The following is a 26,935-nucleotide window of genomic DNA, read 5'->3' as shown; positions in this document are numbered from 1 at the left end:
CGTAAGGCCCTTTTTTTGGTTTTATATTGGGCTGTTTTATTTAGAAATCAAACTTATTGAATAATCATCGTATTGCTTAATATTATTCATTACACTCATTAAAGTATTATGTGTACTGTTTTCGTCTGCGGTTATAAGTACCGAACTTATTTCATATTTAGCCGCGAACATCGCTAAATTAGTCGCAACTTGCTCTAAATCAATTAACCTCCCCGAAAAATATATTCCGTTACTTTCATCAATTCTAAATAAAGCATTTTTAACAGGCTTATCTATTTGAGGGCTGTCGAGTGGTCGGTTTAATTCAATAGCCACAGGTTTTACAAAAGATGTAGTTACAATAAAGAAAATTAGTAAAATGAACACTATGTCTAACATCGGGGTCATATCTACATCAGCATTATTTTGTAGTTTGGTTAGTTTGTTTTTCATATTGGACCTTACTTTTAATTAAATGCTGCGGCGCCACAGCAAGGTTTTAGGTACATATTAACAAAATTAGCACAGCAAAAATAAAGCGTGGTTAAATAAATATTCTAATAACATTAAATATTTGTATTAATTATGTATTTAAAATGTGGTGAAATAAGGTGGTGTTTATACCGTTCTGCTTATATATGGGGTCTATTTAGTATCGTTATAATGTAATGCAATTTGTTAAATTGCTTAAAAAACTATGTAGATTGGTATTAGAGGCAATAAAAAACCCAGCTCGAGGCTGGGTTCTAGTTATGCACTATGTCAGCTTAATGCTTTTGCATACGGCTCATTTCTGCATGGCAGCTTTGCATTGTTAATAATGTTTTAGCCAGTGCAGCTTCGCAGTCAGCTGGTTGCGGTTTATCCATTGCTGCTTTAATTTCTTCAAGGGTTTTATCTTCTACCTCTTCAAGCTCTTTTACATACGTGCTGTCGTTGTGTGAGGTGAAAGTAGTCAATAGGGCTGTGTACGCACGTCGTGCTTCAACTGCGAAAGATGAGCCATCTTCGCGTTCGCCTTTTTCATTAATTGCATATGGCTGCAAGCGCTCAACACTCACTTTTCGGGCATCTATCATACGCTGAAAAAGTGCACCAATAGCAGGGTCTTCAACTTTTTCCTGTGCTTTTTGATAAAAATCGATGCCGCTGTTCATAACTTGAATGATGTCAGTAATATGATTTACTTCTGATCCTTGATGGGTGTTCATAATGACCTCTTTAATTAAATGAATGTATAGTTCAATTTAATAAAAGCAATGTATGTTCCACGTTTCAATGGTTGTGTAGTTATTTGATTTTATTGGTTTAATTTTTTTTCAGTAAGATGCTAAGTTAACAGGCAAAAAATTAACCTAGCAATTTTTACATTATATTGTGTAATAAAGTTATTTTAGCTCTTCAGCTACTTCAGCTACTTTTTGACGTAACCAAATGTGACTCGCATCGCGATGTAACAGTGGGCTCCAAATCATATCAAGCTCAAAAGGAGGGATTGGAAATGGTGGCTCTAAAATTTTAAGCCCCGGATCATCTAAATATATATTTGCGGCTTTTGAAGGAAGGGTCGCAATTAAATTTTTCTCTTTAGCTAAATGAATTGCCACATGGTAGTTACGCGTAAAAGTGGCAATATTACGATGCTTACCAAAGTGCGCAAGTGCTTCGTCAACCCAGCCAAGTTTTTGCACATCTTTAGGGTCCATGCCTACACCTACACCAAAACCTGTTTTGCTTACCCATATATGGCGCGCTTTTAAATAGCTGTCGAGACTAAAGTTTTCAATTATAGGATTATCGGCTTTTACTAAGCAGCAAAAACTATCTTTCCAAATACGTTTATGATGAAAAGACTGCGGTAAGTTTTCAAAACGGTTGATTGCCATATCTACTTTACCGTTTTCTACATCATGAAAGGTGACATCACTTGGTGTGAGTATATCTAAAGTAGTATCGGGGGCTTCTTCGTGCAATTTACTTAAAAGCTTTGGTGCTAATGTACTTGCAGCGTAATCACTGGCCATTATTCTAAACACACGCTTACTCTGGCTTGCCTCAAATTCTCGATTAGGAGCTAGAGTTTCTTCAAGGGTCATTAATATGCCACGAATAACGGGTTGTAACTCCAAAGCACGCTCGGTAGGCACCATACCATCGCTGGTACGAACTAAAATAGGGTCGTTAAATAAGTTACGAAGACGTTTAAGGCCATTACTCATTGCAGGTTGCGTTATACTCAATTGATTAGCAGCGCGTGTTACGTTGCATTCTCGAAGCAATGTATCGAGGTAAACGAGTAAATTTAAATCTATTTTACTTATATTCATTGTGTGTGTCCTTTAGCGCTTACCAGTGGTGAATAAAGCGCTGTGCTGTCGGGTATGGGTAAATATGACTTACCTGACCATTTTTTATATTTTGTTGTGCCTGCTTCCAAAAGCTAACATCTATAAGCTCAGGATGAGTGCTGAGTAAAAACTTCTTATACATAGGGTTTGGCATTACAAATGTACAAAGTTGCTCAGGAAATACGTCCTGTGGTGCAACAGAGTAACTTTGTTCATCCATTAAATAGTCGTCATAGCTCTTTGCTTTTGGTAATGCTCTAAAGTTCATATCGGTTAGATATTGAACTTCATCGTAATCGTAAAAAATAATACGTTTGTGCTTACTTACACCAAAGTTTTTTAAGAGCATATCACCAGGAAATATATTAACGGCAATCATTTCTTTTAGGGCTTGCCCATATTCTTCAATCGCGTCGGCGACACTTTCTTCATCAGCATTTTCTAAAAACAAGTTAAGAGGTGTCATTCGCCGTTCAATATACAAATGCTTGATGATCAACCAATCGCCCTCAATTACCATTGATGAGCCAATTGTTTTATGTAATTGCGCAAGTAAATTACTATCAAAACGCGCCAAAGGAAATACGACGTTAGAATACTCTATGGTATCGGCCATTCTCCCAACGCGATCATGGTTTTTTACCAGTTGATAGCGCTTTAATACGGTATCACGGCCGAAGGGTTTACTCTCACCAAATTTGTCTTTTATTACTTTAAAAACATAACCAAATGAGGGGAGAGTAAATACCATCATCACCATACCGGGAGTCCCCGGTGCAATTGTAAACTCATCACTAGAGTGAGATAAGTGATTTAAAAACTCTCGGTAAAACTCAGTTTTCCCCTGCTTATGAAAACCCACTGCGTTATAGAGCTCAGCAAGTGTTTTGTTTGGCATAAGTTGATTTAAAAACCGGACAAGTGCTGACGGTGCGTGAGTTTCTACCATAAAATAAGCGCGGGCAAAGCCAAAAATAACACGCATTTGAGATGACTTAGTTAAAAGTGCGTCTAAATATAATCCGTTATCTTCATCGTGTAATACAGCGATTATAAAGGGCTGAACCCCACTTTTTGAAACAACACGACCAACAATATAGGCTGCTTTATTTCGATAAAAAGGCGTGTGTAAAATATCAAAGCGCATTTGCCAAGGTTGGTGATGTGTATCGGGGGCTTGTTTATAAAAAGCTTTAACAAGGAGGCGAATATCACGCTCTAAATTTACAAATGGGGCCTTAAAATCAAAATGACTAATAATGCGTTTTATTGTTGGTTTGAGGCCATCAACTACTGGAAAGTATGTTCTATATTCGGCCTCAACAGGCACTGAAGGAGCATCTTTTAAGGTTGCTTCTACAAATATAAAGTCATTATGAAAATAGCGCCTATGGTACAGCCGGCAAAATACAGAGTTATAAAAAGTTTCGGCGAGCTCTGCTTGGGGATGAAAACATAAAAAATGCTGATATATCTTTTTAACTTCAAGCCATATGCTTTCATCGAGTTGTTCGGTTGGGGTTTCTTTTTTTAGCGCTTGCGTGGTTTCGTTAACACGATCATCATAATAGCTGATACGCAAACGGCTGATATCATTAATTGCTTGCCAATCTTTTTTTGCAAAGGCAAGAGGGGCTTTGGCTGTTGTTTTTTGAAATAACTGATAGTGCCTTTTAAAACCCGTTAAAATTAATTCAGCAATATGGCGAGGTTGCATTTGCACTCCTTAAAAGTCCCTAGAGTTTATACTCTATTGTGTTAAGGGTATGTTATTTTAAGTTTAAAACCAAGATAAATGTTACTTACTAACTAAGAGTAACTTATTGGAATTGAGCTATCTTTTTTTCGAGAATTTTAATTTGTTTAGTCACAGCCGATACGTTTTTCTTATATGTTTTATTGATTATTTTTAGTTTCTTAGTAATGTCTTTAGTAATACGCTTTTTATCATCAATGGCTAAGATATGATTTAACCGCTCTTGTTGTTTGTATTCAGCACGCTCTTTATTACGATCAAGTATTGTTAGTTTATGGTTATTACTGCGAAGCTCTGCCTCTAAGCCAGATAGAAGCCTTTCACGCTCAAGTTCGTTTAGTTGTTTAGTGTAGTCAACCTTAGGACCAGAATACTGATTACCCGTTGTGTTAACTTTATAAGTCGTTGCTTCGTCGTCACAGGGGAGTTGAGAAAAGACAGTGCCTTTTTCTGTTACACATTTGTAGTAAGTGGTATCGCTAAAGCTAAAAAAACTGATAAGTAAAAAGCTAGAATGGAGAATATAACGAGAAGTTTTAAACATACATGTCATCCTTGGTTTTTATATCTAACAACAATATAAAACTATAACCTAGCTTGGTGGTATATCAAGCTAGGTTAGGATAACTGTTATTGGGTAAAGGTTTTGAGCTTTTTAATACTCTGTACTAAAAATGGTATATCTAAACCTTGTTCAATAGAAAAACCTTCAGCGGCGGAAATGTTTTTAAAGTTACCATCTGAATCTATTAAGGTAATCCTATCTTTTTTATAGGCTATAACAACACCCTGAGAGTAGTTCACGCCCATATCGTCTTTTTTCTTGTATAGATTAACGCCTAGCATTGTTTGCTTGGCAATAGCTTTGCAATTTAAATATTGCCCAACGCTTGTTGCAATTAAATCGCTAGGTTGAATTAGCCCATCTACTTTAGAAATACGTTTGTCAGAGCTGTATAAAGTTGAGGTGGTTACTACTTCTTGCTTGTTATTGGCAAGACTAAAAGCAAAAACCTGTGTTTCATCATCTCGAACAGTAGGGGTATCACTCGCTTTAATTACTCGAATAGCACTAGAGCTATGTGCTTGATCATTAATAAAGCTTAGTTCTTCAATGCCAGTTACTTCAATGCTACGGCGCTGACTTTGCCAAACTGGGAGTGTCTGCTCGGTTAAAATTGCTGCTTTATAAAAAGCGGGTAAACCATACACTAAGCTAAATAACGTATCGTCATGATTTGTTGGCTGTAAAAACTGCTCTGTTTTGTGCATGTTTTTATTCTCGGCAACAAACTTTTCGAGTTGTTGTTGGGTTTCAAATACAAATATATCTACATTGGCTTGTGTGTAGTCCTCGCATTTTTCAAGCGGGCTTGGCATTTGATAACTAATATTTTGGTTGTTAATTTTTACGTTGTGTGCTTGCTCGTAGCTTTCTATATCTAGCAGATCATTTTTAGCTAACAAGCTTTTAGCGGTAGTAGGGTATGAAAGTGGCAAAACATTATCTTGTTTTGTTACGTCAAAGTTTAAATTGGCGTCAGCCCAAATATGAATACTGTGGCTAAGCGAAAAACACACGATTAAGAAAGAAATTGCGTAACGTGCAAATTTATATTGCTTTAAACGCTCAAGGTGGTGCCATGTGTAATTACTGACAAGTAGCTGAAAGCCTAAAATAACAATAACAATCCCACTGGCTAAAATGGTTGTTAAAGCAGGAGAGCTTGTTAAACGATGCCACAACAATGAAATGATTTCAGGTAAGGCAGATATACTTAGGTGATAACCTAAATTAACATAAACATAAGCATCAAGAGTAAGCAATGAAGCACCTACAGTGGCTATAACAGCGGCCATGCCACGAATGTGCCGTGGGTAGGGAAATATTAAACTAAGCGGAAATACCGTCAGCACAAACGCTAAAAAGGCTATAAAACTAGTGTGGCTTAGCCAAGTAACTAGCATATAAGTAATGCCTAAAAAGCTTGTAGGTGGCGAGTCTGCAAATAAATAACTTAAGCTAATAAGTAGGGCTAAGCCGATATTGGCAAAGGTAAACCAATGCCCCCAACTTAGCAGCTGACTCGCTTTTGATGAAAATTGATTGTGCTGCGATAAATTCATAAATTTTACTTAACCGACTGCGCGAGCGCTTTTGCAAAGTTCTCGGTTACAGCTTGTCTTTTCCCTGTTGGTACATGCTCTTTTAAGATATGCGTGATAGAATTTCCTAAACACATAAGACTTAAATCAACCGGCGCATTGTGTTTAGTTAGCACATCAATAAGCTGATCGACGATTTGTTCTACTTCTTCATTAGAGTATTTTGATAAGATTGGCATTAGTTGGTTCAATAGAATAGTTATATTCTCGTATTTTAACACTAGAGGCGTGAAAAACAAAGATGACAACAGACGTTAAAAAATTAGTCGTTCATTATGTAGACAAAAAAGACGACGATACGCAAATTCACCTTCGAAATGATGAGATGGTAATTAACGATAAAGTAGCCGTTTTTATCGAACAATTACATCATGCATATAATGGTAAGCCAGGTAAAGGTTACTGTGCTTTCAGTGGTGATAAAAACAGCATTGTAGCATCTGCAATGCAAAGCTACCGTAACGATGAGCTAGGCTTTTGGCATATGACCGAGCAAGCCTCAACGGTTTTAAAAGAAGAGCTTGATAAGTATGCATTTAGTGAAACAGGCTATTTAGTATTTTGTCATTATCAGTATGTTGCTACCGATTACATGTTAATTGCGATGATTAACATTAAAGAGCATTATTCTATGACCTCTGAGCTTGATTTAGCGGCTTCTCGCCATTTAGATATATCTCGCATGCAACTCGCTGCTCGTATCGATTTAACAGCGTGGGATACGCAAGCAGAAGATAATCGTTATATTTCGTTTATCAAAGGACGTGCGGGTCGTAAAGTTGCTGACTTTTTCTTAGACTTTTTAGGCTGTGAAGAGGGTATTGATTCAAAACAGCAAAGCCAAGTAATGCTTAGCGCAGTAGAGGATTATTTATCAGAGCAACAGTTTGATAAATCAGAAAAAGACGATTTACGTAAACAAGTATTTGATTACTGTAATGATTGCGTAACCACAGGCGAAGATGCAAGTGTGAGCGATCTATCTGCAACGCTTACAAAAGGCGATGACAGCCCGTTTGATAGTTTTTGCAAAGAGCAAAGCTATGACTTGGAAGAAACTTTCCCCGTTGATAAGAAAACCGTAACCAGTATGGTTAAGTTTTCAGGCCTTGGTGGGGGTGTAAGTGTCAGTTTTGAACGTAAACACTTAGGTGAGCGCGTAACGTACAACGAAGCAACCGATACACTAGTGATTAAAGGCATTCCGCCAAACTTAAAAGATCAGCTACAACGTTTTATGGAAAATGAAAAAGAGTAAACTCATTTGAGCGAGTTGAAAGTTGATTTAAGAGCGCGATATTTATATCGCGCTTTTTTATACCGGTATCTAAATTCATTGAATCGGAACAAAGCCACTTAAAGACTTATTTCACAAACAAAAGTGAAAGAGGAGTAAATGAGAAAACATAAGCCATGGTTTATTAGCAAAACTTAATCTTATTACCACCTCTAAAAGCGCAGCGTCTCTTAACCTCTTTGTGAACAAATCGCTTATTATGGGCGTGAAGAAACTTTAATAATTATTCAAAGCATGTAAACAAAAAAGCCCCGCTATTTATTAAATAGCGGGGCTTTTTAATAAGTGTTAGTTATTAATCAACACTCAATGTTTTAGTCATTGCAGAACTTGCACGACCAGCAGGTTTGATAGAACCCGCACGTAAACCACTGTCTGGTACTAGGTCACGTTTATCGTGAGCCATTGCTACAGATGTGTGTTTTACTTCGCTATCAGCTACAGGAGTAGGCTGTGCCATTGGCGCACTTGCAGACCCTTGAGTAACCGCTGTTTTAACATGCGGTGCTGATTTTTCAGTTTTCACTTTTGCTTCAACTTTAGCTGGCTCTTCAGTTGCTACTGGCGTTTCAACTTTAGCTGGCTCTTCAGTTGCTACTGGAGTTTCAACTTTAGCTGGCTCTTCAGTTACTACAGGAGTTTCAACTTTAGCTGGCTCTTCAGTTACTACTGGAGTTTCAACTTTAGCTGGTTCTTCAGTTACTACCGGCTCTTCAGTCACTACTGGAGTTTCAACTTTAGCTGGCTCTTCAGTTGCTACTGGCGCTTCAACTTTAGCTGGCTCTTCAGTTACTACTGGAGTTTCAACTTTAGCTGGCTCTTCTACAGCTTCAACTTTTGCTAAGTCTTCAACTGCAACGGCTTGTTCAATTTGCTGCGCTGCATCTACAGGTGTTTCTTCAGATTTAGCTTTAAGCTCTGCTTCATATTCTGCAGCAGCTTGATCAGCAACTGGAACAAATGCAGGGGCTTCGTCAGATTTAACTTCTGCTTCACCTTCAGGACGTCGACGACGTTGACCTGATGCACGAAGATGACGAGGAGAACGGCGTGAACGCGTACGTGTTTGCTCTTGCTCGTCTTCAGTAGTTGCTGCTTCATCGTTAGAATCAACAACGTCAACTTTCTCTTCTTTAATGTGAGCTGTTTTTTCTGCCGGAGCTTGTGTTTGCTTTTCTACAACAGGTGCTTGCTCTTGAACTTGTGGAGTGTCAGTAACTACCGCTTGTTCAGGTGTTTGCTCTGTTGAGTTAGCTTGCTCAGCGTTTTCATCTTGCAGACGTACTTTTTTACGTATGTTACGACGTTGACGGCGAACTTTAGGCTTTTGCTCTTTAGGCTCTACAGCTTGAGCTGGCTTAGAATCAGTTTCTACTTCTACTTCTGCTTTTACAGGGGCTTCAGTTTTAACTTGATCTTTTTCTTCGCTTTTATGCTCTGGGCGCTTACGAGAGTTAGGGTTACGACGACGCTTATTGCGGTTCTCGTTTCTCTCTTGAGTCTCGGTACTTGTTGCTGCTGAGTCTGTTTTAACTTCCTCTTCAGCTGCAGGGCGCTCATTGCGTGGTTTATTAGTGCGCGGGTTATTATTACGACGACGTTGGTTGTTATTACGACGACGATTATCGTTACCACGGCGAGCGTTATTACGCGCTTCTTGCTGCTCTTTTTCTACAGCTTCTTTTTTCTCTTCTACTGTTTCGCTTGCAAATAACGATTTAAACCATTTAGTGATTGCTTCAAACAAGCCACCTTCAGTTTTAGTCTCTGTTACTACAGGCTGAGCTACTGGTGTAGGCGCTGCTTGTGGAGCCGGTGTAGAAGGCATTACAACACCTTTTAGCATTGGCTCTTCACGTACTGGTGCACTTGGTGATTTTGACATCTCAAATGCTTCAGGTTCTGGCGCAACAACTTGTCCGTAACTTACCGTTTCAAGTGTTTCGTCTTTACGTAAACGCATAACTTCGTAATGTGGTGTTTCCATATGTTGATTAGGAATAATCACTACGTCACATTTGTGATGCTTTTCAATACGGTGAACACTTCGACGTTGCTCATTTAATAAATAAGCAGCAACGGCAACAGGCACTTGTGCATTTACTTGTGCTGTGTTGTCTTTAATTGCTTCTTCTTCAATTAAACGAAGAATAGAAAGCGCAATTGATTCGTTTGAACGAATAGTACCTTGGCCACTACAACGTGGACATGGGCCTTGGCTTGCTTCACCTAATGAAGGACGCAAACGCTGACGCGACATTTCAAGTAAACCAAAGCGTGAGATTTTACCAATTTGAACACGAGCACGATCTGGGCGAGCAGCATCTTTTAAACGATTCTCTACTTCACGTTGATGGCGTGGAGGCGTCATATCGATAAAGTCGATAACAATTAAACCACCTAAGTCACGAAGACGTAATTGACGTGCAATTTCATCGGCCGCTTCTAAGTTAGTATTAAGTGCTGTTTCTTCAATATCGCCGCCTTTAGTTGCTTTAGACGAGTTGATATCGATAGACGTTAGTGCTTCAGTTGGGTCAATTACAATTGAACCACCAGAAGGCAAGCGTACTTCACGCTGGAACGCAGACTCAATTTGGCTTTCAATTTGGTAATGCGTAAATAAAGGAGTGTCACCTTGATAAAGCTTAACACGGCTCATAAAGTCAGGACGAAAACGCTCAATGTGCGCTTTAGCTTCTTCAAAAACACGTGGTTTATCAATTAAAATTTCGCCAATATCACGACGTAAATAATCGCGTATCGCACGGAATATTACATTGCTTTCTTGGTGTATTAAAAATGGCGCTTTAGCACTATCGGCTGCTTGTCTAATTGCTTCCCAATGTACTAATAATGCTTTTAAATCGTAGTTTAATTCTTCAAACGATTTACCAACACCCGCTGTACGAACAATTAAGCCCATACCTTTAGGAAGTTCTAAACGACCCAATGCTTCTTTAAGTTCAGTACGTTCATCACCTTCAATGCGACGAGAAATACCGCCAGCACGAGGGTTGTTAGGCATAAGCACTAAGTAGCTACCAGCAACACTGATAAAAGTAGTTAACGCAGCGCCTTTTTGGCCACGCTCTTCTTTATCAACTTGTACTATAACTTCTTGACCTTCTTTTATTACGTCGCGGATGTTAGGGCGACCATGAAAAGTGTAACCTGCAGGGAAGTAAGTACGGGCAATTTCTTTTAAAGGAAGGAAACCATGGCGGTCAGCACCGTAATCAACAAATGCTGCTTCAAGAGATGGTTCAATGCGAGTGATTTTGCCTTTATAAATATTGGCTTTTTTCTGTTCGTGACCTGGGCTTTCGATATCTAAATCATAAAGGCGCTGGCCATCAACCAGTGCTACGCGCATTTCTTCTTGCTGCGTTGCATTGATTAGCATACGTTTCATATTGTTACTCTACTTATTTATGTCGCTGACATGACGATGTTTTTCTCGCCTGTTCAGTTGTCCCTATTTTTAGAATGTGCAGCCTCACGACTGGGTCTTTAACGGAACGGCTCTGTTTCTCGTATGCAGTATTTTAAATGCTGGCAAACAATAGCAATTATTATCGCTATTAAATTCTTAATGGTGCTAAAACTGTCGGCTTTTCAGCTACGTTTACAAGTTTTACCCAGAAGTCGGCCTGTCATATTAATCTTACTAAATATCATTCATATTAGGCGCGTAGGGCTCATTAAGTTGGTGAGCAATACATACTGATGTATCGCTAATATCCGTTTTAAGAGCAAAAATCGCTGCCGATGTTAATGAACGCTTATTTATTAGATTTTTTTAGTTCTAAATAAGCTGCTATACGGTACTACAATAATTGAGCTAGTGCTGAACGACGTTTTTTACGTCGTCACTATCAGACAAATTATCTGTTCATTGCTTTCTCTAGCACGTTAAAAATCGCTTCATGTTCAAACTTAACCAGCAATATATTACGCGCATTGCCGTTAATTGATCGCACGTGTTAACTGAGGAGGCATAAAAGCTTTGGAAAACTTAACTCGGATCTGTATGATCGGCTACCCAGAATGTGCATCACGAATGTTTTAATGTGTTAAAAAGCACCGTTGTTATTTGCAAATACTAAATATTTGCGCTGCTGATTATCCCACTATTATTACAGTGTTAGCAACTAAATTATTTTACTTAAATTAGTGATTAGGCAATGTCAGAAAAAAACGACTTACAAGTAACTTATGTCACGATCAACGAAGACCATTTAGGTCAGCGTATTGATAACTTTCTTATTACCCATTTAAAAGGGGTGCCTAAAAGCGCTATTTATAAACTTTTGCGCAAAGGTGAGGTACGCGTTAATAAAAAGCGTATTAAGCCTGTATATAAACTACAGCTTGAAGATGTACTTCGTATTGCACCTATCAGAGTTGCTGAGCGTGAAGAATTTGTTCCATCAAAATTAGACAAAGTAACTCGCCTTGAAAACGATATTTTATTTGAAGATAAATACCTTATCGTAATAAATAAACCATCAGGTATGGCTGTTCATGGCGGCAGTGGTTTAAGTTATGGCTTAATTGAAGCTTTGCGAGCACTTCGCCCAGAGGAACGTAGCCTTGAGCTAGTTCATAGGCTTGACCGTGATACATCGGGTTGTTTACTTATAGCGAAGCGTCGTTCGGTGTTAACAGCGTTGCATGAACAACTTCGTGAAAAAACAATGGAAAAAAATTACTGGGCACTTGTAGAAGGGCAGTGGGACTCTAAAACTAAAAACGTTACTGAAGGGCTGCGTAAAAATACACTTAAATCGGGCGAGCGCGTAGTACGCGTAGATAACGCTGAGGGAAAACCTTCACATACTCGTTTTAAAGTACTTGAACGTTTTAACGATTGCTCACTTGTACAAGCATCGCCTGTTACAGGGCGTACGCACCAAATTCGTGTGCATACGCAATGTAAAGGTCACCCAATAGCGTGCGACGATAAATATGGCGATCAGGGTTTTGACGATTCTATGCGTAAAGTTGGGTTAAACCGATTGTTTTTACACGCACATGATTTAAGTTTTTATCACCCTAAAAACGAAACAACCATGCGTATTGAAGCACCGCTAGATAAAACGCTTAAAAATACATTACTAAAATTACGAGATGCAAAACTGTGATTGCAGTGACTCCAATTAAAAAATATAAGCTCGTCATTTTTGATTGGGATGGCACTGTTATGGATTCAGTCACTAAAATAGTTAACTGTATTCGTAGTAGCGCCGAGTCACTTAATTTAGTGCCACCTAGTGACGAAGCCATTAAAAACATTATTGGTATGTCGCTTGAAAAAGCAATTGACGTTTTATTTCCTGATAATGTAGCGCAGCACCAAGCGTTAATTTCAGGTTATAAATATCAATACAGTGTGGATACTACTCCCACGCCTGTATTTGCTAATGTTGTCAGCGTTTTAAATGCCTTAAAAGAGCAGGGCATTGTTTTAGCGGTTGCAACAGGTAAAGGTAGGGGTGGGTTAGAGCGTTTGCTTGAACAAAGTCAATTGCGCCACTTTTTTAGTGCAACACGTACAAGCGACGAAGCACTGTCTAAGCCGTCTGCGGATATGCTGTATCAATTACTTGAAGAACTTGGCATAAGCGCTCAAGACGCTGTAATGATTGGTGACACTCAAATAGACATGACAATGGCAAAAGCTGCAGGCATGGATAGAATTGGCGTAACAATGGGTGTACATAACGCACAGCAGCTAAACAAGCTTAGCCCTGTTGCAACGGTAGATAATTATCTGCAATTGCAACAGGTTTTGCTTGGTTAATTTATTTAGCCTGAGCAGTAAGTACATCAATACCAAACTCAGCCAGTAGCTGGCTGAGTTTAATTAATGGTAATCCAATTAAGCTATTAGGATCGTCGCCGCTTAGTTTTTCAAATAAACATATACCCAACCCTTCACTTTTAAAGCTGCCAGCACAGTTATAAGGCTGCTCAGCATCGCAATAAGCGCTAATTTGTGCATCACTGAGTGTTTTAAACGACACATTAAAAGGTTCTACGCAGGTTTTTTTAGTGCCAGTTACGATATCGTAAACACAAAGCCCTGTTAAAAATGTTACAGTATTACCGCTAAATAAATTTAGTTGTTTTACGGCATTTTGTTTATTATGTGGTTTACCTAAAATTTGATTATTAAACACAGCGACTTGGTCTGATCCAATAGCTAACCCTTTGTTAAAGTGTTTATTAGCCGCTGAGGCTTTTAATTCACTTAAGCGCTTAACCAGTTCGGTAGGTGTTTCGCATTCAAGTGCTGATTCGTCAACATCTGGTGAAAACGTATCAAATGGTAAATTAAATTTTTGTAATAAAGACTGCCTAAAAGGCGAGCTTGACGCTAAAATGAGTGGATGCTTCACGGACTGTTTTCCTACGATAATTCAGATTGAGTTAGGATAAATCAGATCCGAGAGTAAAACACGTTAAAAACCAAGTAAAAATGGTTTTTTACTTTGACTAACAAACTAACTATCTATATGATGCAGCCCCTATGCAAAAGGTGAAAATTCCCATCACTCTTCATCCAGGCAAAGCAGCGCAGCACCGTTTAAAGTATGACGGAATTGTACCGCTTGAAAAACTTACTCGTTTAGAGAAAGTTGTGCAGGAAGAAGTAGGTGAAATAGCGGTAAAAATACATTGCAAAAACGATGATCAAGGTTTCGCTGTGATTAGAGGCAATTTGTCCACACACGTTACTGTCATTTGTCAACGTTGTAATGGTGATTTAGGGTTGGATTTGGTTCAAGACTTTGCATATTCACCAGTAGGTGAAGATACAGAGTTAGATATTTTTCCAGAAGACTACGATGAAGTAGCGCTTGATGAAAATGGTGAAGTTAACGTTTTTAATTTAATTGAAGACGAACTAATTTTAGCAATTCCATTAGTGGCTACCCACAACGAAGCTTCATGCAGTTATTCAGCAAAGCCTGCCAGCTTTGGTGTATTAAAGGCGGAAGATGATAAACCTAATCCATTTGATATTTTGAAACAACTTAAGAAAGATTCTTAGGAGAAGACTATGGCTGTACAAAAAAGCAAAAAGTCTCGTGCAAGACGCGGCATGCGCCGTTCACACGATGCGATCAGTGGTCCAACTTTAACTGTAGATCAAACATCTGGTGAGACTCATCGTCGTCACCATGTGACTGCAGATGGTTACTACAAAGGCGTTCAAGTAATTTCTAAATAAGAGATTACTTATATGCTGAAAGATCTAACCATAGCGTTAGATATGATGGGGGGCGATTACGGCCCCCGTTCATCTATTCCTGCTGCCGTTTGTGCAGTAAATGCTCATGCCAATTTAACTCTCATTTTATGTGGCAATGAACATGCTATATCTAAAGAACTCGAATCCCTCGATTCTCTACCTCATCCTAGACTCATAATTCGTCACTGTAGTGAAATAGTCACCAATGCCTGTGAACCTGCAATTGCTGTGCGTTCAAAAAAAGATTCATCTATGCGTGTTGCCCTAGATTTAGTTAAATCGGGCGAGGCTCAAGCATGTGTTAGCTCAGGTAATACCGGCGCTCTATTTTTTATGGCTCACTATGTATTAAAAATGCTGCCAGGTGTTAAACGTGCCGCACTCATTTCATCTGTTCCTACAGAGCTTAAAAACCCAGTATATTTACTCGACTTAGGTGCTAATGTGCATTGTGATGCGCAAATGCTCTATCAGTTTGGCATTATGGGCTCTATTGTTGCTGGACAAGCACTTGGTTTGGATAATCCTCGCGTTAGTCTATTAAATATTGGCGCTGAGGACATTAAAGGCCACGACGACATTAAACAAGCTGCACAATTAATGCAGCAAAGCCCACATATAAATTATATTGGTTACAGCGAAGGAAGTGATATTTTTTCGGGTAAGGCTGATGTCATAGTATGCGAAGGATTTGTGGGTAACGTGGCACTTAAAACATGTGAAGGCATTGCCAAGCTTATTATGAATAAGTTTACAACCGCGCTCGAAAAGCACCTTTTATATAAATGTATGGCGTTTATATTGCGCCCAATAATAAAAAAACTCTATAAAAGGGTGAACCCCGACCAGTATAACGGTGCTTCTCTGGTAGGATTGCGCGGTATTGTCGTTAAAAGTCATGGAAATGCGTCAGCTAAAGCATTTCAAGCAGCAATTGATGAAGCGGTAAAAGAGGTTGAACGTCAACTTCCTGATAAAATAGCCGCTATTTTCGAAAAAACACATTCTAAAGACACGGCGGTTAATCAATAATTGATGTGCCGTGTATTTCATTATTTATTTGTTTAATTAAAAAGAGCAAAGTATGGCACAAAAAATTGCACTTCTATTCCCAGGTCAAGGCTCGCAAAGCGTTGGTATGTTACAAGAACTACTAGAGAGTTCTGACATTGTTAAAGCAACATTTGCAGAAGCGTCAAATGCACTGGGTTACGACTTAGCAGAGCTAGTTCTTAATGGCCCAGAAGAAAAATTAAATCAAACCCACCGCACACAACCTGCATTACTAACTGCAAGTGTTGCTATTTACCGTGATTGGTTAGCAGCTAACCCTGATGCAGACGTTATTATGGCGGGTCACAGCTTAGGTGAATACTCAGCGTTAGTATGTAGCGATGTATTAAGTTTGAGCGAAGCCGTAAAGCTTGTTGAAAACCGTGGTTTATACATGCAAGAAGCCGTGCCAGCAGGCGTAGGTTCAATGGCTGCTATTATTGGCTTAGGCGATGAAGAAATTAAAGCGGCTTGTGCTGCCTCAGCGCAAGGTGAGGTTGTATCTCCAGTTAACTACAACTCTCCTGGTCAAGTTGTTATCGCAGGCCATAAAGCGGCAGTAGATAGAGCATCGCAAGCATGTAAAGATGCCGGTGCTAAACGTGCATTACCACTTTCTGTTAGCGTACCTTCACATTGTGAGTTAATGAAGCCAGCAGCTGACAAGCTAGCAGCAGACTTAGCCGCTTTAACATTTAATACACCTAAGTGTGATGTAATTAATAATGTTGATGTAAAAGCTGAAACGTCAGCTGATGCAATTAAAGACGCACTAGTACGTCAGCTATACAGCCCAGTTCGCTGGACAGAAACAGTACAAGCCTTGGTTGCGCAAGATGTAACACAAAGCTACGAATTTGGTCCTGGTAAAGTATTAACAGGACTTGCTAAACGAATTGATAAAGCAATGATCTGTGGCTCAGTAAACGACGCCGCTTCAATTGATGCAGCTAAATAAGAGTATATAAAATGTCTAATTTATTTTCATTAGAGGGCAAAATTGTCCTAATTACTGGCGCCAGCCGTGGTATTGGTAAAGCAATTGCAAACACATTAGTTGCACAAGGTGCAAAAGTTGCAGGTACTGCGACAAGTGAGTCAGGCGCTGCTAAAATCAGTGAATACCTAGGTGACAATGGTAAAGGTTATGCATTAAACGTAACCGATCCTGCATCTATTGAAGCAACACTTGCTGCAATAAAAGCTGATTTAGGCGATATTGACGTACTTGTAAATAACGCAGGTATTACACGCGATAACTTATTAATGCGTATGAAAGAAACTGAGTGGGACGATATTATCGACACTAATTTAAGCTCAGTTTTCCGTTTATCTAAAGCGGTACTTCGTCCAATGATGAAGAAAAAGAAAGGCCGTATTATTAACATTGGCTCAGTAGTGGGTACTATGGGTAATGCAGGTCAAGCTAATTATGCAGCGGCTAAAGCAGGTGTAATTGGTTTTTCTAAGTCACTTGCGCGCGAAGTTGCATCACGTGGTATTACAGTTAACGTAATCGCTCCTGGTTTTATTCAAACAGACATGACTGATAATTTAACTGATGAGCAAAAAGCTGCAACACTTGCAAATGTTCCAGCAGGGCGTTTAGGCCAACCAGACGAAATTGCTGCTGCAGTATGTTATTTAGCATCTGACGCGGCTGCGTATGTATCAGGCGAAACTTTGCATGTAAATGGCGCGATGTACATGGTTTAATCGCCATTGTATCTAGATTGCTACTTGATAAAGTTAAGTAAGTTACCTCAAAAACATTGAATTATTTGTGAACTTGCTTTAAACATACTTGAAATCGCTGCGAAAATAAGCGATAAAAGACAAAACACACACTCAGAGGTTTGACCAGACAATTATTTATGGTCAAATCATTGAATCAGAGAATTATGCGGCGTAAACTACGCCGCAATCTGAAAATAACGCATTGGCGTTTTTAATAAAGGAAAGAAGAATGAGCGATATCCAAGAACGCGTAAAGAAAATTATCATTGAACAACTAGGTGTTAAAGAAGAAGAAGTTAAAAATGAATCTTCTTTCGTAGATGACCTAGGTGCAGATTCTCTTGATACTGTTGAACTAGTAATGGCTCTTGAAGAAGAGTTTGATACTGAGATCCCAGATGAAGAAGCTGAGAAGATCACTACAGTACAAACTGCTATCGATTACGTTACAGCACACGCTGAGTAATTAATCGCACGTTAAAGGCAGCATCCGCTGCCTTTAATTTTTTATATCCAAACCACCTCAAAGTTCGTGATTCAAAACTTAAATCTCTATGCTCAATTTTAGTTAAAAATTAATTTTGATTGTGTTATGCGTTTTTAATCTATTTTGGGACTAGCACTTTGAGGTAGCTTGGGTATGATCATCCCCTTGTAAAATATCCCTTATTGGAGGCAAACCGTGGCTAAACGTCGAGTCGTCGTAACTGGCTTAGGAATGTTGACGCCGCTAGGTAATGATGTTCAATCAACCTGGCAAGGCTTATTAGATGGTAAAAGTGGCATTCAAACAATAACGCACTTTGATACATCAAAATTTGGTACTAAATTCGCTGGTTTAATAAATGATTTTGATGCAACTGCATACATGTCAGCGAAGGATACTAAAAAAATGGACTTGTTTATTCAGTACGGCATTGCAGCGGGTGTTCAAGCCTTTAAAGATTCAGGCCTTGAAATCACTGAGCAAAACGCAGCACGCATTGGTGTAGCTGTAGGTTCAGGTATTGGTGGGCTTACGTTAATTGAAGAAAACCACATTAAGCTATTAAATAGTGGTCCGCGCAAGTTATCGCCATTTTATGTGCCGTCTACCATTATTAATATGATCTCAGGTCATTTATCAATGATGCATGGACTTCGTGGTCCAAATATTTCAATTGTAACTGCCTGTACTACTGGTTTGCATAATATTGGCCATGCAGCGCGCATGATTGCCTACGGTGATGCAGATGCAATGGTTGCTGGCGGTGCAGAAAAAGCGTGTACCCCAATTGGTATGGGTGGCTTTAATGCTGCACGTGCACTTTCAACACGTAACGACGATCCACAAGCGGCTTCTCGCCCTTGGGATAAAGACCGCGATGGCTTTGTGCTTTCTGATGGTGCAGGTGTTGTTGTAGTTGAAGAGTACGAACATGCTAAAGCACGTGGTGCTAAAATTTATGCTGAGCTAGTAGGCTTTGGTATGAGTGGCGATGCGTACCATATGACATCACCACCAGAGGATGGTGCGGGTGCTGCCCTTGCAATGCAAAACGCACTAAACGATGCGCAAGTAAACGCTGAGCAAATTGGTTACATTAACGCACACGGCACATCTACAAATGCAGGCGATAAAGCAGAAACTGCCGCTGTTAAGTCAATTTTTGGTAATGCAGCTAAAGATGTAATGGTAGGCTCGTCTAAATCGATGATGGGTCACTTGTTAGGTGCTGCAGGTTCGGTTGAATCGATTATTTCGATTTTATCGCTGACAGATCAAAAAGTGTCGCCAACTATCAACCTTGATAACCCAGACGAAGGGTGCGACTTAGATTATATTGCACACACTGCACGTGATGCAAAGTTAGACTTTGCACTGTGTAACTCGTTCGGTTTTGGTGGTACTAATGGCTCGTTGCTATTTAAAAAGGTATAATCTTTTTTAACAACGAATCAAATTATAAGAGCTCAGTTGTTTAACTGGGCTTTTTTTATATGCCAAACAAAATGCAAACAATAATAGCAGCAGATCAAAACAGCACTTTAAGCACGCGTGACAGGGGCTTAAATTATGGTGATGGCTTTTTTACAACCGCTAAGGTTGTTGATGGGCAAGTACAGTATTGGGCTCATCATAAAGCGCGTTTGATTGAATGCGCACAGCGTTTGGGTTTTCCTGAGTTAGACTTTAATAGCCTTGAAAATCAAATTGCTTTGCATATAAACGCTGCACCACTAAACGTGCTTAAAATACTTGTAACGCGAGGCGAAGGCGGACGTGGTTATGGGCTGCCAAGTGAGTGTAATGTCACTATTTTATTGAGTGTGTTGGACTACCCTAGTAATTACGAAGCGCTTACTAAAAAAGGTGTAAATCTCGAAATAAGCCCGATTAAATTAGCAGCACAGCCATATTTAGCGGGCCTTAAAACATTAAACCGACTTGAACAAGTGCTAATTAAAAAAGCGATGCAAACGCAAAACTGCGACGATGTGTTAGTGCTTGATTACAATAACAATGTAATTGAAGCTTCTGCAGCTAATATTTTTGCGATTAAAAATAAGCGTGTGTTTACGCCATTGCTTGATGAGTGCGGAATAAAGGGCGTTTATCTACAATCGTTATGTGATAAATTGCCTGTTGAATTTAAACGCGTGAAAGTAGAAGATTTAATCCAAGCAGACGCCGTATTTGTGTGTAATAGCTTAATGGGAGCAGTACCTGTTAAAAGTATTGAGCAACAGATATTTAATACAGACGACAGCCACGCATTACTAACTAAATTATTAGCCAAGGAGGCTGAGTGTTAAAAGTTATTTTATCGGTACTTTTTTTAGCTGTTATAACCACTGCTATTGGTTACCAGCAATTACAAGCAACAATAAATAGCCCGCTAAAAGTAACTGAAAACACACAATTTGAAGTTAAGCATGGCACTGGCTTTAATAAGCTCTGTCAACAGTGGCAAGCTAATAACTGGGTGGAAGGCTGCTGGCGTTATCAAGTAATTGCCAAATTAGATCCCACACTTACCGACTTAAAAGCGGGCCTTTACGAGCTAACAGCCGATAGCGTTATCAACAACGTAAAAAAAATTAATCAAGGCCAGCAAATCAACTTTAGTTTTACCATAATTGAAGGGCAAAACTTACGTGAAGTACTAAGTGCTATTAAAAAAGCCGATAATTTACAAAACGATTTAAAAAGTGATGAGCTAAGTACACAAATACTGGACAATAATACGCACTTAGAAGGCTGGTTATTTCCCGACACTTACCATTATCATAATAACGATACTGCAAGTAGTGTATTAAAACGTGCAGCGCAAAAAATGCAGCAAACGTTAGACGATGCATGGCAGCAACGCGCTGTTAATCTACCTTACAAAACAGCATACGAAGCACTTATAATGGCTTCAATTATTGAAAAAGAAACAGGCCTTGCCAGCGAGCGTCCGTTAATTGCATCAGCGTTTGTTAATCGATTAAACACCAATATGCGCCTGCAAACCGATCCAACCGTAATATATGGGCTAGGTGCTGATTTTGATGGCGATATTAAACGCAAAGATTTACGCGATTATACGCCTTACAATACGTACCGTATTAATGGTTTACCACCAACACCGATTGCAATGCCATCAAAAGCCGCTATTTTAGCTGCAGTTAATCCGCCACAAAGTGAATACGTTTACTTTGTATCAAAAGGCGATGGTAGCCACCAATTTTCAACCACGTTAAAGCAGCATAACGCGGCAGTTAAAACGTATATATTAAATAAAAAGAATTAATATTTTATGAAATCAAAATTTATAGTAATAGAAGGGCTAGAAGGCGCAGGTAAATCAACCGCGATTTCGTTATGCCAAGACTTTTTAAACAAACAAAAAATAGACTTCATTAACGTCCGCGAACCTGGCGGCACGCCATTGGCTGAATCGCTTCGTACGCTTGTAAAAGCAGAGCACGAAGAAGAAATTGCCTTTGAAACCGAGTTGCTTATTATGTACGCAGCACGCTCGCAGTTAATGCACAATGTTATTACCCCAGCGCTTGATAAAGGCCAGTGGGTACTTGCCGATCGTCATGATTTATCGTCTCAGGCGTATCAAGGTGGCGGGCGTGGTATTAGCTCAAATACATTAGCTTCACTTTCGTCAATGGTATTAAAGGGCTTAAAGCCTGATTTAACTATTTACCTTGATATTGATCCAGTGATAGGCCTTGAACGTGCAAAAGGACGTGGTGAGCTTGACCGTATTGAACAAGAAGCCATTGAGTTTTTTCAGCGTACACGTATGCGTTATGTTGAACTTGCTAATGACGACAACACAATTAAAACGGTCGATGCAAACCAAAGTATTGATAAAGTACATCGCGATATAACCAATGTACTGCATTCATTTTTTGAAGGCCTAAAATAATATGCCATTGCCGTGGCTACATGATACCCAAGCACGTTTAGCGCAAAGTTATCGTGCAGAGCGTTTTCATCATGCGCAATTATTTTGTGGGCCTGTTGGCGTAGGTAAGTTTGAGTTAAGTGATGAGCTTGGTAATGCTTTGTTATGCCAAAATATAGCTAAGCAGGTAGCTGCGCAAAACAGTATGCTAAAACCTTGCGGACACTGTAAAAGCTGCTTACTTACTCTTGCGGGTACTCATCCCGACAAGCGCTTAACGCAAGTTGATGGGCAAAGCATAGGCGTAGATGATATACGCGGCATTAGTGATTTTATGAACCACTCAGCAGCGCAAAATGGCAATAAAGTCGCGATAATCGAAAATTGCGAAAAAATGACCACAGCAGCAGCTAACGCATTATTAAAAACACTTGAAGAGCCAACTAATAGCCGCTTTTTAATATTAACTACAAGTCAACCAGCACAGCTCCCTGCAACTATTTTAAGTCGATGCGCTAAAAGTGACGTAAAAATAACAAATACAGCACTTGCTCAGCAATGGCTAGAAACATTAGATATTCCTAACTATAGTTGGCTAGCACTTTTTTATAACCAACCGCTGCAAGTAAAGCATTGGCAACAGCAAGACCAGCTAAAAAATATTGATACACTTTATAAGTTTGCAACTGAGTTTAAACAAAGCCATAATTTCAAAGCGTTAGTCGATATAATAAATAAACAGCCTGAACTTGTTCGCATATTTACTTTGTTTTTAAGCGTGCAACTAAAGCAGCAATTACTGCAAGGTATGAGTTTTGACGCTTATCAAAGTGCGCAAAATGCATTAGGCGAGTTTTTACAAAATAACACACAAGTACTTGGCCTTAATTTACCGCTTGCTGTATCACGATTAGCATACACATTGCGAAATTCTTAAAAGGATTAATCATGCAAGAACTACTAGTAGACATAGACGATTTAGACGAGTTATACCGTTGTTATATGCCTTACTTAAAAAAAGGTGGCTTATTTGTACGCACTAATATGCGTTACGAAGCAGGGCATTCATTAGCGCTTAGAGTTACCTTGCCCGATGCCTTAGAAGATGATGTAGTAACAGGTAAAGTGTCGTGGATCACGCCACAAGGGGCACAAAGCTCTAACCCTCCAGGTATTGGTATTAGCTTTTTAGACGATAAAACAAACCTAAACGCTAAAATCGAAAAGCTACTTGGGACTATGTTAAACTCAGGCGATCAAACATATACCATGTAGTTATAGGGTCGGTTTTTCATTGAGATTAACGCCGCCCTATATTGGGTTCTTTTAATTTCTAACATAATAAATTAAACGAACAAATTTAAACCCTGAACATAATACAGGCCTTATAGTGATTGTAGATTCTCATTGCCATTTAGATCGTCTTGATTTTGATAAATTAGACTTAAACCTTGACCAAGTTCTTGATAAAGCGCGTGAAAAGCAAATAGAGCACTTTTTATGTGTAAGCGTAACGCTTGATCAGTTTCCAAGCATGCTCGATAAAATTAAGCACTACGACGATGTTTCAGCCTCATGCGGTGTACATCCACTTGATCAAAAAGACGCCCTTAATAAACAGCAACTAATCGACTTAGCCTCACACGAAAAAGTCGTCGCTATTGGCGAAACGGGCCTTGATTACTACTATTCAAAAGATACTCACGCAGTGCAGCAAGCAAGTTTTGTTGGACATATTGAAGTAGCTAACGAATTACAAAAACCGTTAATTATTCATACTCGTGATGCTCGCGCCGACACCATTAATTTAATGCGTGAGCACAAGGCCGAAAACTGCGGTGGTGTACTACATTGTTTTACTGAAGACTGGGATATGGCTAAAAAAGCGATAGACATGGGTTTTTATATTTCTATTTCGGGCATTGTGACCTTTAAAAATGCTATTGAGCTAAAAGAAGTAGTAAAACAAATACCGCTAGATAGATTACTAATAGAAACCGACTCGCCTTATTTAGCACCGGTACCGTATCGTGGGCAAACAAATCAGCCAGCGTACGTAGAAGATGTTGCTTATTACATTAGCGAGCTTAAAGGCATTAGCTTTAATGAACTGGCTAAAGCCACTACCGAGAACTTTTATTCTTTATTTAAATTAGCAGCTAAAGGCTAAATACATGATTTCTCACACGGCAAACCTTCCTATTTTACTAATGGGGCCAATGGTGCGCCGTGCAGATCAAACTGGAGTCTGCATTCAGTTTGCTACCTCCAAGCCTGCAAATTGCCAAATTACACTTATAAATCATGAATGTTATAGCGATCAACACACTGTTTCTTTAGGCGAACATTTATACCTGCATTTCGTCATTATAAAGCCAATAGACAACAAACTCCCTGTCGATAGCTTATTAAGCTATAAGCTTGTAATTGACGATACAGCAATGGATTTATCGCCTTGGTGCTATAGCAATCAAACAACGCCTGCATTTGTAATCCCTAATAAACTCAGCGATATTTTGCATGGCTCGTGCCGTAATGCACATCATCCAGCAAAAGACAGCTTAGTGTCTGCAAGTCACTGGCAAAATACTCAGCGCGGTAATAATAACCAAGGCGCACAGTTATTATTACTGAGCGGTGATCAGGTTTATGCCGATGATGTAGCAGGGCCCATGTTATTAGCTATTCATCAGTTAATTAAAGCGTTAGGTATCTATAAAGAGCAACCACTTGCCATTGAGCTACCCGCCGACATAAATGAGCAACTTTATAATCGCCATTTGTTCTTACCAAAAACGCCGTGGCAAAAACGCTCAAAGTTAGGTATAGGTTATTGGCTAAAAAAAGACGAACCTCACTTTTCAAGTGTTAAAGCGTATAACCACCTCATCCATTTTGAAGAATATATAGCACTTTATTTATTAAATTTTAGTGCTGCTGCTTGGCAATGCGTCGATATACAAAAAACAACGTATTTAGGTCAAAGCGAGCAAAACAAAACTATTTTTAACGCTGAAAAAACAGCATTGATTGATTATGCAAAAGGCTTAAGTGAAGTAGAGCGGTTGTTTGCCAATGTATCGACGCTAATGATGTTTGACGATCACGATGTAACCGATGATTGGAACCTCACCGCTGGGTGGGAGCAAGCTATAAATGAAAACCCAAGTAGTAAACGAATCATTAATAACGGTTTAATTAGTTATTGGCTTTTTCAGGGAATGGGGAACGATGCACTAAATAAAACAGGCGAGCTACTGACACCTTTTAAGCAAAGCCGTACTGCTAATAATTTATGGCAGTTTAAAGCATTTGATAAACCATTAAACGACTTTAGCTTTTGGCATTACGAACTTACTACAATACCCAAAGTAGTGGTGCTTGATACGCGCACGCATCGCTGGCGAAATGAGCAAAACTTTAATGAGCCGTCAGGTCTACTTGATTGGGAACGCCTCACAGAGCTTGAGGAAAGCCTATTAAGCCACGACCAAGTTATTATTGTATCGCCAGCTCCTGTATTTGGTGTTAAATCAATAGAAGCCATTCAAGCCATGTTTAACATATGTGGCCAACCACTCATGGTAGACGTAGAAAACTGGATGGCGCACGAAGGTTCAGCCAAAAAGCTACTCGATACTTTTAGACGAACCGACACCCCAAACGAAACCCTTATTTTATCGGGAGACGTGCATTACTCATTTTGCTTTTCGGTGCAAAAGCGTTTTGGCGATCATCCCAATCGAATTTGGCAACTTACCGCCAGCGGTATTAAAAACGAGTTTCCGCGTAAGTTAATAAACATACTCGATAAACTAGATTCAATTCTATACGGCCCAAAAAGTCCCTTAAACTTTTTTACCAAACGCTGGCATATGGAAGTAGATAAGCATCAAACCATAGGTGAAGGGCAAAAATACTTAGTAAGCGACTCAGCTATTAGTTTAATAATACTAGAACAAGGAAATTTAGCCCGCTACCAGCTTATACACGGCGATGGTCATTTAACTGAGTTTGATTTAGAAGAACAGTAATTTTTAATCAATAATTAAAGGCCTATTTGCACAAAGAGAAGCGAAAGAGGAGTTAATGAGAAGACACAATGCCAATCAGAATACAGTTTAGGTGTTTATTTTCTTCTCTAAAAGCGCATCGCCTCATAACCTCTTTGTGAATAAATTACTAATTACGGAGTAAGGTTGTTAAGAAAGCAACGCTTAATTTATTTAAAAACCAGCTAAAAACCTATTTGCACAAAGAGAAGCGAAAGAGGAGTAAATGAGAAGACATAATGCCAATCAGGATATATTATCGGTTTTATTTCTTCTCTAAAAGCGCAGCGCCTCATACCCTCTTAGTGAATAAATTACTTACACGGGGTAAGGTTGTTACGAAAGCAACGCTTAATTTATTTAAAAATCAGCTAAAAATCTATTTGCACAAAGAGAAGCGAAAGAGGAGTAAATGAGAAGACACAATGCCAATCAGAATACAGTTTCGGTGTTTATTTTCTTCTCTAAAAGCGCAGCGCCTCATAATCTCTTTGTGAATAAATCGCTTAAAAATTTAATGTACAGTTACTTATAGCCCTTTGGATAACGACTTAAAACCTAAGTAAATAATTTTTATGAATTAAAGCGCTTTATGCCATCGACTAGCTTTAGAACATTGAAGTTTATTAGTAAACCAGTACTTATTTCTGAAAGTTTCATATAAGTTATTAATTGTGCAGAGTGAATTGGAAGAAGCTTATCAACCGCCTTTAGTTCAATTATTAATTTATTAGGCAATAAAATATCTAACCGGTAACCTGTATTTATATATTGATCTTTATAATATATCGGTAGCTCAACTTGGTTTTTAGCAGATAAGCCAATTTTACTTAATTCATATATTAAGCAAGCTTCGTAACTTGATTCTAATAAGCCAGACCCTAAATTCCTGTGTACT

General features: G+C 39.0%; 27 protein-coding genes. 17 read left to right on the top strand and 10 right to left on the bottom strand.

Annotated elements, in window-relative coordinates:
- Positions 1 to 36 precede the first annotated feature (36 nt).
- The 7 genes from CXF76_RS02895 to CXF76_RS02865 all read right to left on the bottom strand — a co-directional run bounded on the left by CXF76_RS02895 (position 37) and on the right by CXF76_RS02865 (position 6,428).
- Positions 37 to 432 (bottom strand): ExbD/TolR family protein, encoded by a 396-nt coding sequence (locus tag CXF76_RS02895; protein ID WP_024590454.1) that lies wholly within the window; start codon positions 430 to 432, stop codon positions 37 to 39.
- 314 nt (positions 433 to 746) lie between these two features.
- Positions 747 to 1,190, bottom strand: a complete 444-nt coding sequence (locus tag CXF76_RS02890) for a ferritin-like domain-containing protein (RefSeq protein WP_002961486.1) — start codon at positions 1,188 to 1,190, stop codon at positions 747 to 749.
- 177 nt (positions 1,191 to 1,367) lie between these two features.
- Complete coding sequence (locus tag CXF76_RS02885) at positions 1,368 to 2,306, bottom strand: LysR family transcriptional regulator (RefSeq protein WP_002961484.1); 939 nt, start codon at positions 2,304 to 2,306, stop codon at positions 1,368 to 1,370.
- A gap of 19 nt (positions 2,307 to 2,325) precedes the next feature.
- The gene (aceK, locus tag CXF76_RS02880) at positions 2,326 to 4,044 is read right to left on the bottom strand and encodes a bifunctional isocitrate dehydrogenase kinase/phosphatase (protein WP_024590453.1); all 1,719 of its coding nucleotides are present in this window, start codon (positions 4,042 to 4,044) and stop codon (positions 2,326 to 2,328) included.
- A gap of 103 nt (positions 4,045 to 4,147) precedes the next feature.
- Positions 4,148 to 4,627, bottom strand: a complete 480-nt coding sequence (locus CXF76_RS02875; protein ID WP_024590452.1) for a DUF4124 domain-containing protein — start codon at positions 4,625 to 4,627, stop codon at positions 4,148 to 4,150.
- Positions 4,628 to 4,713: 86 nt separating this feature from the next.
- Entirely contained in the window at positions 4,714 to 6,210 is a 1,497-nt protein-coding gene (locus CXF76_RS02870; protein WP_024590451.1) for a DUF3413 domain-containing protein, read from the bottom strand.
- A 5-nt stretch (positions 6,211 to 6,215) separates the two neighbouring features.
- Complete coding sequence (locus CXF76_RS02865) at positions 6,216 to 6,428, bottom strand: DUF1414 domain-containing protein (protein ID WP_002961475.1); 213 nt, start codon at positions 6,426 to 6,428, stop codon at positions 6,216 to 6,218.
- Positions 6,429 to 6,490: 62 nt separating this feature from the next.
- On the opposite strand from CXF76_RS02865, the gene yejK reads away from it, so the two are divergent.
- On the top strand, positions 6,491 to 7,507 hold the full coding sequence (yejK, locus tag CXF76_RS02860) for a nucleoid-associated protein YejK (RefSeq protein WP_007585704.1): 1,017 nt from the start codon (positions 6,491 to 6,493) through the stop codon (positions 7,505 to 7,507).
- 334 nt (positions 7,508 to 7,841) lie between these two features.
- Here the strand turns inward: yejK and rne are convergent, their stop codons facing one another.
- Positions 7,842 to 10,961, bottom strand: coding sequence for a ribonuclease E (gene rne / locus CXF76_RS02855; RefSeq protein ID WP_101162999.1), 3,120 nt, complete (start codon positions 10,959 to 10,961; stop codon positions 7,842 to 7,844).
- Positions 10,962 to 11,733: 772 nt separating this feature from the next.
- Here rne and rluC point away from each other — a divergent pair.
- On the top strand, positions 11,734 to 12,693 hold the full coding sequence (rluC, locus tag CXF76_RS02850) for a 23S rRNA pseudouridine(955/2504/2580) synthase RluC (protein ID WP_024590364.1): 960 nt from the start codon (positions 11,734 to 11,736) through the stop codon (positions 12,691 to 12,693).
- Complete coding sequence (locus CXF76_RS02845; RefSeq protein ID WP_198551842.1) at positions 12,690 to 13,352, top strand: HAD-IA family hydrolase; 663 nt, start codon at positions 12,690 to 12,692, stop codon at positions 13,350 to 13,352. The genes rluC and CXF76_RS02845 overlap by 4 nt, the downstream gene beginning before the upstream one ends.
- A 1-nt stretch (position 13,353) precedes the next feature.
- On the opposite strand, the gene CXF76_RS02840 is transcribed toward CXF76_RS02845, so the two are convergent.
- Positions 13,354 to 13,950 (bottom strand): Maf family protein, encoded by a 597-nt coding sequence (locus tag CXF76_RS02840; protein WP_024590365.1) that lies wholly within the window; start codon positions 13,948 to 13,950, stop codon positions 13,354 to 13,356.
- Between the two features lie 131 nt (positions 13,951 to 14,081).
- On the opposite strand from CXF76_RS02840, the gene yceD reads away from it, so the two are divergent.
- The 14 genes from yceD (at position 14,082) to CXF76_RS02770 (ending at position 26,019) form a co-directional block, all read left to right on the top strand.
- On the top strand, positions 14,082 to 14,606 hold the full coding sequence (gene yceD, locus CXF76_RS02835; protein WP_007585727.1) for a 23S rRNA accumulation protein YceD: 525 nt from the start codon (positions 14,082 to 14,084) through the stop codon (positions 14,604 to 14,606).
- Between the two features lie 9 nt (positions 14,607 to 14,615).
- A complete protein-coding gene (gene rpmF, locus CXF76_RS02830) occupies positions 14,616 to 14,786 on the top strand; it encodes a 50S ribosomal protein L32 (protein ID WP_002962381.1) in 171 nt (56 codons plus the stop codon).
- Between the two features lie 12 nt (positions 14,787 to 14,798).
- Positions 14,799 to 15,839, top strand: a complete 1,041-nt coding sequence (gene plsX / locus CXF76_RS02825; RefSeq protein ID WP_101162998.1) for a phosphate acyltransferase PlsX — start codon at positions 14,799 to 14,801, stop codon at positions 15,837 to 15,839.
- Between the two features lie 52 nt (positions 15,840 to 15,891).
- The gene (gene fabD / locus CXF76_RS02820; RefSeq protein ID WP_024590366.1) at positions 15,892 to 16,818 is read left to right on the top strand and encodes an ACP S-malonyltransferase; all 927 of its coding nucleotides are present in this window, start codon (positions 15,892 to 15,894) and stop codon (positions 16,816 to 16,818) included.
- Positions 16,819 to 16,829: 11 nt separating this feature from the next.
- Positions 16,830 to 17,576, top strand: coding sequence for a 3-oxoacyl-ACP reductase FabG (fabG, locus tag CXF76_RS02815; protein WP_101162997.1), 747 nt, complete (start codon positions 16,830 to 16,832; stop codon positions 17,574 to 17,576).
- 250 nt (positions 17,577 to 17,826) lie between these two features.
- Complete coding sequence (acpP, locus tag CXF76_RS02810; RefSeq protein WP_002962377.1) at positions 17,827 to 18,063, top strand: acyl carrier protein; 237 nt, start codon at positions 17,827 to 17,829, stop codon at positions 18,061 to 18,063.
- Between the two features lie 216 nt (positions 18,064 to 18,279).
- Positions 18,280 to 19,518, top strand: a complete 1,239-nt coding sequence (gene fabF, locus CXF76_RS02805; protein WP_007585731.1) for a beta-ketoacyl-ACP synthase II — start codon at positions 18,280 to 18,282, stop codon at positions 19,516 to 19,518.
- A 59-nt stretch (positions 19,519 to 19,577) separates the two neighbouring features.
- Entirely contained in the window at positions 19,578 to 20,393 is an 816-nt protein-coding gene (gene pabC, locus CXF76_RS02800; protein WP_024590367.1) for an aminodeoxychorismate lyase, read from the top strand.
- Positions 20,387 to 21,373 (top strand): endolytic transglycosylase MltG, encoded by a 987-nt coding sequence (gene mltG, locus CXF76_RS02795; RefSeq protein WP_024590368.1) that lies wholly within the window; start codon positions 20,387 to 20,389, stop codon positions 21,371 to 21,373. The genes pabC and mltG overlap by 7 nt, the downstream gene beginning before the upstream one ends.
- Positions 21,374 to 21,379: 6 nt before the next feature.
- Positions 21,380 to 22,006: a dTMP kinase gene (gene tmk / locus CXF76_RS02790; RefSeq protein WP_007585737.1), complete on the top strand. Its 627-nt coding sequence runs from the start codon at positions 21,380 to 21,382 to the stop codon at positions 22,004 to 22,006.
- 1 nt (position 22,007) lies between these two features.
- Complete coding sequence (locus CXF76_RS02785) at positions 22,008 to 22,922, top strand: DNA polymerase III subunit (RefSeq protein ID WP_024590369.1); 915 nt, start codon at positions 22,008 to 22,010, stop codon at positions 22,920 to 22,922.
- An 11-nt stretch (positions 22,923 to 22,933) separates the two neighbouring features.
- On the top strand, positions 22,934 to 23,260 hold the full coding sequence (locus tag CXF76_RS02780; protein ID WP_002962367.1) for a PilZ domain-containing protein: 327 nt from the start codon (positions 22,934 to 22,936) through the stop codon (positions 23,258 to 23,260).
- Positions 23,261 to 23,375: 115 nt separating this feature from the next.
- Positions 23,376 to 24,155: a TatD family hydrolase gene (locus CXF76_RS02775; RefSeq protein ID WP_024590370.1), complete on the top strand. Its 780-nt coding sequence runs from the start codon at positions 23,376 to 23,378 to the stop codon at positions 24,153 to 24,155.
- A gap of 4 nt (positions 24,156 to 24,159) precedes the next feature.
- Positions 24,160 to 26,019 carry an alkaline phosphatase D family protein gene (locus CXF76_RS02770; RefSeq protein ID WP_101162996.1) on the top strand — a complete coding sequence of 620 codons (1,860 nt, stop codon included), beginning with the start codon at positions 24,160 to 24,162 and terminating at the stop codon, positions 26,017 to 26,019.
- 591 nt (positions 26,020 to 26,610) lie between these two features.
- On the opposite strand, the gene CXF76_RS02765 is transcribed toward CXF76_RS02770, so the two are convergent.
- Positions 26,611 to 26,935 (bottom strand): GxxExxY protein (locus CXF76_RS02765; RefSeq protein ID WP_101162995.1); only part of this gene is annotated, 325 nt, incomplete at its 5' end.

It is taken from the genome of Pseudoalteromonas sp. 78C3 (assembly GCF_002836695.1).
In the GTDB taxonomy this organism is placed as follows: domain Bacteria; phylum Pseudomonadota; class Gammaproteobacteria; order Enterobacterales; family Alteromonadaceae; genus Pseudoalteromonas; species Pseudoalteromonas arctica.
Note: the sequence above shows the minus strand (reverse complement) of the source record. Positions and strands in the feature narration are given on the sequence as shown.

Excerpts from the sequence above, each read along its gene's own strand:
- CXF76_RS02895 (WP_024590454.1), bottom strand. The coding sequence starts at position 432 with ATGAAAAACAAACTAACCAAACTACAAAATAATGCTGATGTAGATATG.
- CXF76_RS02890 (WP_002961486.1), bottom strand. The coding sequence starts at position 1,190 with ATGAACACCCATCAAGGATCAGAAGTAAATCATATTACTGACATCATT.
- CXF76_RS02885 (WP_002961484.1), bottom strand. The coding sequence starts at position 2,306 with ATGAATATAAGTAAAATAGATTTAAATTTACTCGTTTACCTCGATACA.
- aceK (WP_024590453.1), bottom strand. The coding sequence starts at position 4,044 with ATGCAACCTCGCCATATTGCTGAATTAATTTTAACGGGTTTTAAAAGG.
- CXF76_RS02875 (WP_024590452.1), bottom strand. The coding sequence starts at position 4,627 with ATGTTTAAAACTTCTCGTTATATTCTCCATTCTAGCTTTTTACTTATC.
- CXF76_RS02870 (WP_024590451.1), bottom strand. The coding sequence starts at position 6,210 with ATGAATTTATCGCAGCACAATCAATTTTCATCAAAAGCGAGTCAGCTG.
- CXF76_RS02865 (WP_002961475.1), bottom strand. The coding sequence starts at position 6,428 with ATGCCAATCTTATCAAAATACTCTAATGAAGAAGTAGAACAAATCGTC.
- yejK (WP_007585704.1), top strand. The coding sequence starts at position 6,491 with ATGACAACAGACGTTAAAAAATTAGTCGTTCATTATGTAGACAAAAAA.
- rne (WP_101162999.1), bottom strand. The coding sequence starts at position 10,961 with ATGAAACGTATGCTAATCAATGCAACGCAGCAAGAAGAAATGCGCGTA.
- rluC (WP_024590364.1), top strand. The coding sequence starts at position 11,734 with ATGTCAGAAAAAAACGACTTACAAGTAACTTATGTCACGATCAACGAA.
- yceD (WP_007585727.1), top strand. The coding sequence starts at position 14,082 with ATGCAAAAGGTGAAAATTCCCATCACTCTTCATCCAGGCAAAGCAGCG.
- rpmF (WP_002962381.1), top strand. The coding sequence starts at position 14,616 with ATGGCTGTACAAAAAAGCAAAAAGTCTCGTGCAAGACGCGGCATGCGC.
- plsX (WP_101162998.1), top strand. The coding sequence starts at position 14,799 with ATGCTGAAAGATCTAACCATAGCGTTAGATATGATGGGGGGCGATTAC.
- fabD (WP_024590366.1), top strand. The coding sequence starts at position 15,892 with ATGGCACAAAAAATTGCACTTCTATTCCCAGGTCAAGGCTCGCAAAGC.
- fabG (WP_101162997.1), top strand. The coding sequence starts at position 16,830 with ATGTCTAATTTATTTTCATTAGAGGGCAAAATTGTCCTAATTACTGGC.
- acpP (WP_002962377.1), top strand. The coding sequence starts at position 17,827 with ATGAGCGATATCCAAGAACGCGTAAAGAAAATTATCATTGAACAACTA.
- pabC (WP_024590367.1), top strand. The coding sequence starts at position 19,578 with ATGCCAAACAAAATGCAAACAATAATAGCAGCAGATCAAAACAGCACT.
- tmk (WP_007585737.1), top strand. The coding sequence starts at position 21,380 with ATGAAATCAAAATTTATAGTAATAGAAGGGCTAGAAGGCGCAGGTAAA.
- CXF76_RS02785 (WP_024590369.1), top strand. The coding sequence starts at position 22,008 with ATGCCATTGCCGTGGCTACATGATACCCAAGCACGTTTAGCGCAAAGT.
- CXF76_RS02780 (WP_002962367.1), top strand. The coding sequence starts at position 22,934 with ATGCAAGAACTACTAGTAGACATAGACGATTTAGACGAGTTATACCGT.
- CXF76_RS02770 (WP_101162996.1), top strand. The coding sequence starts at position 24,160 with ATGATTTCTCACACGGCAAACCTTCCTATTTTACTAATGGGGCCAATG.